Origin of the sequence: Amycolatopsis acidicola, from assembly GCF_007713735.2 — a bacterium.
GTDB lineage: Bacteria > Actinomycetota > Actinomycetes > Mycobacteriales > Pseudonocardiaceae > Amycolatopsis_E > Amycolatopsis_E acidicola.
Genome location: NZ_VMNW02000166.1, coordinates 1 through 8,697, shown reverse-complemented (window position 1 = coordinate 8,697; position 8,697 = coordinate 1). Strand labels below are relative to the sequence as shown.

Annotated in this window: 9 protein-coding genes; 6 read left to right on the top strand and 3 right to left on the bottom strand. The window is 71.9% G+C overall.

The genetic code is table 11. The annotated features are described in order from the left end of the window. Nucleotides 1-124 precede the first annotated feature (124 nt). The 3 genes from FPZ12_RS44705 to FPZ12_RS44695 all read right to left on the bottom strand — a co-directional run bounded on the left by FPZ12_RS44705 (nucleotide 125) and on the right by FPZ12_RS44695 (nucleotide 3,325). The gene (locus tag FPZ12_RS44705; RefSeq protein ID WP_144761499.1) at nucleotides 125-1,447 is read right to left on the bottom strand and encodes an MFS transporter; all 1,323 of its coding nucleotides are present in this window, start codon (nucleotides 1,445-1,447) and stop codon (nucleotides 125-127) included. A 133-nt stretch (nucleotides 1,448-1,580) separates the two neighbouring features. Then, entirely contained in the window at nucleotides 1,581-2,525 is a 945-nt protein-coding gene (locus FPZ12_RS44700; RefSeq protein WP_144761502.1) for an NAD-dependent epimerase/dehydratase family protein, read from the bottom strand. Continuing rightward, nucleotides 2,522-3,325 carry an IclR family transcriptional regulator gene (locus tag FPZ12_RS44695; RefSeq protein WP_144761505.1) on the bottom strand — a complete coding sequence of 268 codons (804 nt, stop codon included), beginning with the start codon at nucleotides 3,323-3,325 and terminating at the stop codon, nucleotides 2,522-2,524. Before FPZ12_RS44695 ends, FPZ12_RS44700 begins: the two co-directional genes overlap by 4 nt. A gap of 57 nt (nucleotides 3,326-3,382) precedes the next feature. On the opposite strand from FPZ12_RS44695, the gene FPZ12_RS44690 reads away from it, so the two are divergent. The 6 genes from FPZ12_RS44690 to FPZ12_RS44665 are packed head-to-tail and all read left to right on the top strand — an operon-like array spanning nucleotide 3,383 to nucleotide 8,600. Next, nucleotides 3,383-4,549: a mandelate racemase/muconate lactonizing enzyme family protein gene (locus tag FPZ12_RS44690; protein WP_144761508.1), complete on the top strand. Its 1,167-nt coding sequence runs from the start codon at nucleotides 3,383-3,385 to the stop codon at nucleotides 4,547-4,549. Nucleotides 4,550-4,552: 3 nt separating this feature from the next. Further along, a complete protein-coding gene (locus FPZ12_RS44685; protein WP_144761511.1) occupies nucleotides 4,553-5,443 on the top strand; it encodes a dihydrodipicolinate synthase family protein in 891 nt (296 codons plus the stop codon). Continuing rightward, nucleotides 5,440-6,156, top strand: coding sequence for an SDR family NAD(P)-dependent oxidoreductase (locus FPZ12_RS44680; RefSeq protein WP_144761514.1), 717 nt, complete (start codon nucleotides 5,440-5,442; stop codon nucleotides 6,154-6,156). Before FPZ12_RS44685 ends, FPZ12_RS44680 begins: the two co-directional genes overlap by 4 nt. Further along, the gene (locus FPZ12_RS44675) at nucleotides 6,153-7,079 is read left to right on the top strand and encodes a sugar kinase (protein ID WP_144761517.1); all 927 of its coding nucleotides are present in this window, start codon (nucleotides 6,153-6,155) and stop codon (nucleotides 7,077-7,079) included. Before FPZ12_RS44680 ends, FPZ12_RS44675 begins: the two co-directional genes overlap by 4 nt. A gap of 25 nt (nucleotides 7,080-7,104) precedes the next feature. Continuing rightward, nucleotides 7,105-7,440, top strand: coding sequence for a YciI family protein (locus FPZ12_RS44670; protein ID WP_144761520.1), 336 nt, complete (start codon nucleotides 7,105-7,107; stop codon nucleotides 7,438-7,440). After that, nucleotides 7,437-8,600: an RNA polymerase sigma factor gene (locus tag FPZ12_RS44665; RefSeq protein ID WP_144761524.1), complete on the top strand. Its 1,164-nt coding sequence runs from the start codon at nucleotides 7,437-7,439 to the stop codon at nucleotides 8,598-8,600. Before FPZ12_RS44670 ends, FPZ12_RS44665 begins: the two co-directional genes overlap by 4 nt. The last annotated feature ends 97 nt before the right edge of the window (nucleotides 8,601-8,697 follow it).

Genomic DNA, 8,697 nt, shown 5'->3' with positions numbered 1-8,697 from the left:
GGGCGGGGGAGGGGTGTGGTCGGTGGGTGTGCCCGGCTTTCGTTGCCGGGTGGCGGAAGGTGGGTGCCGGTGTCATCCTCGGGGCGGTCGGCATGCCCGGAAACGGCCCACCATCCTCCGCCTCTTACTCCACCGCGGCCTTTGCCCGGGGGCCGGCGGTCTCGCGGATCGAGCGCGCCACCGTCACCAGGGTGATCACGGCCGCGATCATGATGTAGAACGCGGGCGAGAGCTTGTACCCGGTCGACGAGATCAGCCACGTCGCGATGTAGGGCGCCGTCCCGCCGAAGAGGGAAACCGCGATGTTGTAGGGGATCGCGATCGCGCCCGAGCGGATACGCGGCGGGAACAACTCGGCCATCGTGGCGCTGACCGCGCCGTCATAGGCGGCGATCAGCAGGCCCAGCACCACCATGCCGACCACCGCGAGCACGGTGTTGCCCAGCGACATCAGCAGCAGCGCGGGCCAGGTGAGCAGCACGAACCCGGCCGTGCCGATGATCAGCAGGGGTTTGCGGCCGATCCGGTCGGACAGCGCGCCCGCCGCCGGGACGGCGGCGGCGACCACGGCGAGGCAGATCGTGGCGGCGAGGAACGACTGGATCTTGCTGAAGTGCAGCGTGGTCTGCAGGTAGCTCGGCATGAATGTCTGGAGCGTCCAGTGCGCCACGCCCTTGATCACCACCAGCCCGGCGAGGACGACCATCGTCTTGCCCCCGCTGCGGAAGCTCTCGCGCAGTGGCGCGGCGGTGACTTCGCCCTTGCTCTCCAGCTTGCGGAACTCCGGGGTGTCGTCGAGCTTGAGGCGCAGGTACAACCCGCTGAGCCCGAGTGGCAACGCGAGCAGGAACGGGATCCGCCAGCCCCACGAGTTCATCGTGGCGTCGCCCATCGTCGCGGTCAGCAGCAGGGCGAGCCCCGAGCCGAAGACGAACGCCGCGAAGCCGAAGGTGTCGCCGAAGCTGGAGTAGTAGCCACGACGGCGTTTCGGCGCGTATTCGTACAGCAGCGTGACGACGCTGGACGTCTCACCACCCGCGCCGAACCCCTGCACCAGCCGGGCGATCACCAGCAGCAACGGCGCGAGCGCGCCGACCGCGGCGTGCGTCGGCAGCACGCCGATCGCGAACGTGGACAGCGACGTGGTCAGCACGACGATGGCCAGCACCCGCTGCCGGCCGATCTTGTCCGCGAGCGGGCCGAAGAAGAACCCGCCCAGCGGGCGGATCACGAACCCGGCGGCGAAGACCGCGAAGGTGGACAGCAGCGCGGCCGTGGCGTCGCCCGCGGCGAAGAAGTTCGCCGCGATGACGGTGGACAGCGTGCCGTAGATCCCGACGTCGAACCACTCGACGAAGTGCCCCGCCCCCGCGGCGAACAGCACTTTCCGGCTGGGTGGCGCCTCGGTGGAATCCGTTACCCCGGGCATGGCGACTTGCTCTGACATGACGACCTCATTGTCATTCAGGGAAGGTGAACTTCTCATCGGCTTGCGTGGCGGTGCGGGTAGCGGAACCCCCGGCGGTGCCAGCCGCCGTCCTCACGGCAACCGGCTCCGCCGCTTCAAAAGTCCAGCGCCCTTACCGAGCGCGGCGGGCCGCGGCGGCCTCTTCGATCATCTGGCCGATGGGGTGTTCGACGGTGAACCCCAGCAGTTTGCGGGCCCGTTCGTTGGACGTCGTGTAGTGCACGGCTGGGCCGGGCAGCTTCACATCCACAAAGGACAGTCCACTATGGCGGGCCAGTTCCGGCACCAGGTGGTCGAAATCGACCGAGTCGTCAGCACCGAGGCCGATGACCTCGCCGTCCAGGCCGGGCAACTCGGCCGCGGCGATCACACCGGAAGCGAGGTCTCGGGTGTCCAGGATGCCCATCCGGAACGGGGTGCCGTCCTCGCCGCGCGAGAGCACTAGTTTGGTGGTGCCGTCGTCGTGCGGTTCGAGCGCCGCGAGGGCCGCCGTGTTGCCGAACCCGCGCTGCTGCTCGATTTTCTGCCGCAGGAAGAACCTCGGGCCGGAGAAGAAGCTGCGCTCGTCGAGCAGTTCGGCCGCGTCCTGGAAGTGCGAGAAGCGCAGCACCACGGCTTCGAGCCCGCGCGTACGGCGGTAGAAGTCCACCGTGTCCTCGGCGAGTTTCTTGGTCAGGCCGTACGCGCTCGTCGGCGCGCGCGGATGGTCCTCGTCGAGCGGCTGGTACACCGGGCGGCCCTCGGGATAGACCTCGCCGGTGCTGGCGAGCACGAGCTTCGCGCCGGCGAGCGCGGCGGCTTCGGCGACGTTCGCGCTGCCGAGCACGTTGGCCTCGAACAACCCGGCGTCGTCCTCGCGGCGCCAGGACATGCGCGCCGCGAGGTGGATCACCGTGTCGGCGCCCGCGCAGGCGGCGATCAGGCCGTCGCGGTCGGACAGCGGCAGGTTCGCGGGCGGGACCTGGTCGATGCCGACGGTCTGGTGGCCGCGCTCCGAAAGCCGGGCCAGCAGGGTCCGGCCGAGCCGTCCGGCGGCGCCGGTGACGACGATCTTCATTTCGCCTCCTGGACGGGGGTGTGCACCGGGCCGAGGTAGCCGAGCCCGATGCTGACGGTGTCGGCGGCCTCGACGATCATCCGGCCCAATTCGGCTTCGCGTTCCTCGAGCGCGATCGCCGACAGGGCACCGGAAACCGAGATGGCCGCCACGACTTCACCGGTGTGGTCGCGGACCGGCGCCGCCACGCACGCGCGGCCCAGCGCCAGCTCCTCGACCTCCTTGGCGTAGCCGCGTTCGGTGGACGCGGCGAGGTCGGCGTCGAGCGCCTCGAACGTCGTGAGCGTGTGGGAAGTGAAGCTGTGCAAGGGTTCCGGGCCGAGCAGCTCCGCCCGCTGCGCGGCGGCGACACCCAGCAGGAGACATTTGCCCATCCCGGTCGCGTGCAGCGGATTACGCTGTCCCATCAGGGAAAACGACTTCTGCGCCAGCTGCCCCTCGACGTTGAGCAGGTAGAACAGCTCGGCGCCGCGCCGCACCGACACGTTCGCGCCCAGGCCCAGCTCCCACGCGAGCCGCTGCGCGACGGGGCGCGACTGGCGGTAGATCGGGTCGTTGTTGAGCGCGATACCGGCCATCGTCAGCACCGCCGGGCCGAGCTCGTAGAGCTGACTGACCGGGTCTCGGCGGACCAGGTCGACCGACTCCAGCGTGGCCAGCAGCCGCGAGGTCGTGGAGATGCCGAGCCCGACCTGCGCCGCGACGTCGGAGACACGCAGCGACGGGCGGCCGAGGGTGAAGGCGTTGAGCACGGCGGACGCGCGTTCGACGCTCTGATTGCCACCGGTTTCGGAAACCATGCCACGAAGTATGCGCACTCTTTGCACAATGCGCAAGCGCCGTGCAAAGATTGACGCATGCCCATCGCAGACGTCACCACCTATGTCCTGAAGCTGGCCGGTCGGCAGGCGTACCTCGGCAAGCTGGAGGACGGCACCGAGCTGAGCGAGGACCGCGGCTACGTCGTCCGCGAGCCGTGGCGCAGCCTCTACTCCGGCCGCTTCGAGACGATGCTGGTGCGCATCACCACCGATGACGGCACGGTCGGCTGGGGCGAGGCGCTGGCCCCGGTCGCCCCCGAGGTCACGGCCGCGATCGTCGACCGCATGCTCGGCCCCTGGCTGACCGGCCGCGAGGTCACCGGCGTCCGTCCACTGTGGAACGGGCTGCGCGATCTCATGCGCGAGCGCGGTCATCTCGTCGGGCACCAGGCCGACGCGCTCGCGGCCGTGGACATCGCGCTCTGGGACCTCTACGGGAAGCTCGTCGGCCTGCCCGTCGCGCGGCTGCTCGGGGGCGCCGTCCGTGACCACATCCCCGCCTACGTCTCCGGGCTGGCCCGGCCGACCGACCCCGAGCGCGCCGCGCTCGCCGCCGACTGGGAAAGCCAGGGCGCGACGATGGTCAAACTCGCCGCGGGCAAGGGCATCGCGGCCGACCTCGCCACGTTCGACGCGGTCGCGGCCGCCGCGCCGTCGATGAAGATCGCCGTGGACGCGCACTGGGCCTACCGCATCGGCGAAGCCGTCGAGCTGGGCCAGGAGCTGGACCGCCGGGGCGCGTTGTTCTTCGAGGCGCCGCTCGTGCCGGAAGACGTGGCGGGACACGCCGAACTGGCCACCCGCTGCACCACCCCGGTCGCCGTCGGCGAGGCGCTGCGCAACCGCTACGAGTTCGCCGACTGGCTCGGGCGCCGCGCGCTGCGGCTCGCGCAGCCCGACGTGGCGCGCACCGGGATCACCGAGGCGATGTCCATTGTGGAGGTTTGCTCGGCACACCACGTTCCCGTGGCCTGCCACCATTCCGTCGGGCTCGGCGTCTCGCTGGCCGCGGGCGTCCACGTGTCGGCCGCGAGCACCGACACCCCGTTCTTCGAGTACCAGCCCGACACGATCCCCGTCGCGCAGCGGATCCTGCGCGCTCCCCTGCCCGCCGGGCCGACCGGGTTCGGCCTGCCCACCGGACCGGGTCTCGGCATCGACGTCGACGCCGACCTGGTCGCCACCCTCGCGAAGGAGAACTGAGCCTTGCCGCCCACCGGTCTGATCCCGATCCTGGCCACCCCGTTCACCGCCGACGGCGCGCTGGACCTGCCGTCGTTGCGCTCGCTGACCGAGTTCCAGCTGTCCTGCGGGGTGGACGGCGTCGCGGTGTTCGGCATGGCCAGCGAGGGTTTCGCGCTGACCGCCGCCGAACGCGAGGCGATCCTGCGCGAGGTACGCGCCGTCGCCGGCCCGCTGCCCGTCGTCGCGGGGGTGAACGGCACGAGCACGGTCACCGCACTCGAACAGGCGCGCGCCGCCGCGGACGGCGGGGCCGACCAGGTGATGGTGCTGCCGCCGTTCCTGGCGAAACCGTCACCGGCGCAGGTGGTGGAGTTCTTCGCCGAAGTGGCCGCCGGGACCGGGGCGCAGGTGATGATCCAGGACGCGCCCGGCGTCACGGGCGTGCCGGTGGACGTCGCCGCGGTCGCCGAACTGGCCGGGGCCGAGGGCATCACGTCGATCAAGGTGGAGGCGCCGCCGACGCCGGTGAAGGTGGCCGCCGCGCGGCAGCACCTGACCGTCCTGGGCGGTCAGAACGCCCAGGCACTGATCGAGGAGTACGACAACGGCGCGGTGGGCACAATGCCCGCATGCGAGTTTTCAGATCTCCTGCGGCCGATCCTCGACGATCTCGCCGCCGGGCGCCGGGCCGAGGCCCGGGTCGCGTTCACCCGGCTGCTGCCGCTGATCCACCTCGGCGTGCGGCCCGGCCAGGCATGGGCGGTGCACAAGGAAGTGCTGCTGCGGCGGGGAATCATCGCCTCGGCGAAGGTGCGGCTGCCCGCCCGGCCGCTCGAGCCGATCACCGAGAAGGCCCTGAGCGAGATCCTGGACGAGCTGGCGCTGCCGTCGTGGCGCGGGGGCCCGCGGTGAGCCGTGGGGTGCTGATCATCGGCGGCGGTTCGGAGATCGGGATCGCCGTCGCCGGCGCCTTCGCGGGCGACCGGGTCGTCGGCGTGGGGTTGGAGCCGGTGGAGCATCCGGCGTTCGCCGAGTACCTGACGCTGGATGCCTCGACGCCGGAAGGCGCCGACGAAGCCGTGCGGCGCGCCGGCGTCGTCGATGTGCTGGTGCTGGCCGCGGCTTCGCAACCGGTGGCCGCCGCAGCCGACGCGACGGACGAGCAGTGGCGCTCGGCGATCGCGAACACCCTCGATGCCGCGTTCTACCCGGCGCGCGCCGCGCTGCGGGTGCTGCCCGGCGGCGGGGCGATCGTCGCGATCACGTCGGTCAACGGATTCCTTGCCGCGCCCGGACTTCCGGGCTACGCGGCGGCGAAGTCCGGAGTGGACGGTCTGGTGCGGCAGCTCGCGCTGGAGTACGGGCCGCGCGGGATCAGGGTCAACGCCGTCGCGCCGGGGATGATCGGCTCGGCCGGCCTGCCGAACGTCGCCGAGGGCTATCCGCTCGGCCGGACCGGGCGCCCGGAGGAAGTCGCCGACGCGGTGGCTTTCCTTGCCTCGCCCCAGGCTTCGTTCGTCACCGGGGTCGTGCTGCCGGTTGACGGCGGGCTGTCCATCGCCTCCCCCGCCGCCTTCCTGCGGCCCGATCTGCGCGCCCGGTTCCTGCCCGAGGAGGCCCGATGACCCCCGAAGTGCTGTGCATCGGCGAGACGATGGTGCTCGTGACGCCGGTCGTCACGGAACCGCTGGCGGAGGCGGAGTTGTTCCGGCTGGAGGTCGGCGGCGCGGAGTCCACCGTGGCGCTGTACATGGCCGAACGAGGGCACCGGACCGCCTGGGCGAGCCGGGTCGGCGACGATCCGCTCGGCAGACGCATCCTCGAAAAGATCGCGGGACACGGCGTCGACACCAGCTGGGTGCGAGCCGACCCGGGCGCGCCGACCGGCGTGTACTTCAAGGACCCCGCGCCCGAAGGCACCCGCGTGCACTACTACCGCGCGGGTTCGGCCGCGTCGCGGCTCTCCCCCGACGACCTCGCCGCGCTGCCGATGGACGCGTCGCTCGTGCATCTCACCGGGATCACCCCGGCGTTGTCGGCGTCCTGCCGGGCGCTCGTCGAGGCCGCGCTCGGCAGGCCGGGGCTCGTGTCCTTCGACGTGAACTACCGGCCCGGGCTGTGGCCGGTCGGCGAGGCCGCGCCCGTGCTGGCGGAGCTCGCGCGGCGCGCGGACATCGTGCTCGTCGGCCAGGACGAGGCGGAAACCCTGTGGGGCGCCACGACCCCGGAGGCCGTGCGCGAAATCCTCCCCGGCCCGGACCGTCTGGTGATCAAGGACGGCGCCATCGGGGCGACGGAATACCACGGCGCGAAGGTCACTTTCGTGCCGGCGCCCGCGGTGGACGTGGTCGAGCCGGTCGGCGCCGGGGACGCGTTCGCCTCCGGGTACCTGTCCGGCGTTTTGCGAGGTCAGGCGGCCACGGAAAGTCTCGCGCTGGGGCACGAGCTGGCGGGGCGTGCGCTCGGTGGGACCGGCGATTTCGTCCCGCTGGCGGTAGATTCCGGTGGTCCTGTCGATCCGGCCGCGGGCCGTTCGTACAGGGGGTGAACCCGCAACCCCTGAGGAGGACACCATGCCGCGTTACCTGCTGACCGTCGTCCAGCCCGCCGGCGGAGAGCCGCCCGCGAACCTGCCCGAGATCATGGCCGACGTCGAAGCCTGGCGGAAGGAGCTCGCGGACGCGGGCTCGTGGGTCTTCTCCGGCGGCCTGCACGCCCCGGAGACGGCCACCGTCCTGCGCCCGAAGGACGGCGAAGTGCTCGTCACGGACGGCCCGTTCACCGAGGGCAAGGAGTACGTCGGCGGCCTGACGATCATCGACGTGCCCGATCTGGACGCGGCGCTGGAATGGGCGCGCAAGGGCGCGCTCGCGACGACGCTGCCGATCGAGGTCCGGCCGTTCGTATGACCGGCGTGGCCGGCGTTTTCCGCGCGGAGTACGGCCGCGCGGTCGCCGTCCTGACCCGCGTCCTCGGCGATCTCGACCTGGCCGAGGACGCGGTGCAGGAGGCCTTCACCGAGGCCGTGCGACGCTGGCCCGCCGAGGGGACGCCCCCGAGCCCGGCGGGCTGGATCATCACCACGGCCCGCAACCGCGCCATCGACCGCCTGCGCCGGGAAGCGACCCGCGACGGGCGCGAGGCGGCGTCGATGGTGTTGTATGCCCGGGACGGACCGCCCGAGGAGGGCGTCGTGCGCGATGACCGGCTCCGCCTCATCTTCACCTGCTGCCACCCCGCGCTGGCGACGCCGTCGCAGGTCGCGCTGACCCTGCGGCTGCTCGGCGGGCTCACCACCGGGGAGATCGCCCACGCGTTCCTCGTGCCGGAAACCACGATGGCGCAACGGATCGTGCGCGCCAAGGCGAAGATCCGGGCCGCGCGGATCCCGTACCGGGTGCCTGCCGAAGCCGACCTGCCCGAGCGGCTGCGGGCGGTGCTAGCCGTGGTGTACCTGATCTTCACCGAAGGCCATCTCGCCCGCGAAGACCTGTGCGCGGAAGCGATCCGGCTCGGGCGGCTGCTGGCCGAGCTGATGCCGGACGAACCCGAGGTGCTGGGGCTGCTCGCGTTGATGCTGCTGGTGGAATCCCGCCGGGCGGCTCGTGTCGGGCCCTCCGGTGAGCTCGTGCGTCTGTCCGATCAGGACAGAGGACTGTGGGATCAGGAGCTGGTCGCCGAGGGACAGCAGCTCGTCCGGCGGTGCCTGCGCCGTGATCGGCCGGGGCCGTACCAGATCCAGGCGGCGATCAACGCCGTGCACAGCGACAACGGGGACTGGGCCCAGATCCTGGCCCTGTACGACCAGCTCTGGCAGTTCACGCCGACGCCGGTCGTGGCGCTCAACCGCGCCGTTGCGGTGGCCGAAGTGGACGGACCCGCCGCCGCGCTCGCCTTGGTGGACGAACTGGAACTCGGCGGCTACCACCTTTTCCACGCCATCCGCGCGGACCTGCTGCGCCGCCTCGGCCGCCGCGAGGACGCCGCCCGCGCCTACGACGCCGCCATCGCCACCGCCCCGGACGACCTGGAGCGCGACTTCCTCACCCGCGCCCGCGAGGAACTGTGACGGTGCGGCGCACCCCCTGGCGCGAAGCCGCTTTCGCCCCGCTCGCGCCCCGGTTTCGCCCCGCTCGCGCCCCGGTTTCGCCCCGCTCGCACCCCGG

What these genes read in the sequence shown, in the direction of transcription:
- FPZ12_RS44705 (WP_144761499.1), bottom strand. Translation starts at nt 1,447, where the DNA reads ATGTCAGAGCAAGTCGCCATGCCCGGGGTAACGGATTCCACCGAGGCG.
- FPZ12_RS44675 (WP_144761517.1), top strand. Translation starts at nt 6,153, where the DNA reads ATGACCCCCGAAGTGCTGTGCATCGGCGAGACGATGGTGCTCGTGACG.
- FPZ12_RS44670 (WP_144761520.1), top strand. Translation starts at nt 7,105, where the DNA reads ATGCCGCGTTACCTGCTGACCGTCGTCCAGCCCGCCGGCGGAGAGCCG.
- FPZ12_RS44665 (WP_144761524.1), top strand. Translation starts at nt 7,437, where the DNA reads ATGACCGGCGTGGCCGGCGTTTTCCGCGCGGAGTACGGCCGCGCGGTC.
- FPZ12_RS44690 (WP_144761508.1), top strand. Translation starts at nt 3,383, where the DNA reads ATGCCCATCGCAGACGTCACCACCTATGTCCTGAAGCTGGCCGGTCGG.
- FPZ12_RS44695 (WP_144761505.1), bottom strand. Translation starts at nt 3,325, where the DNA reads ATGGTTTCCGAAACCGGTGGCAATCAGAGCGTCGAACGCGCGTCCGCC.
- FPZ12_RS44700 (WP_144761502.1), bottom strand. Translation starts at nt 2,525, where the DNA reads ATGAAGATCGTCGTCACCGGCGCCGCCGGACGGCTCGGCCGGACCCTG.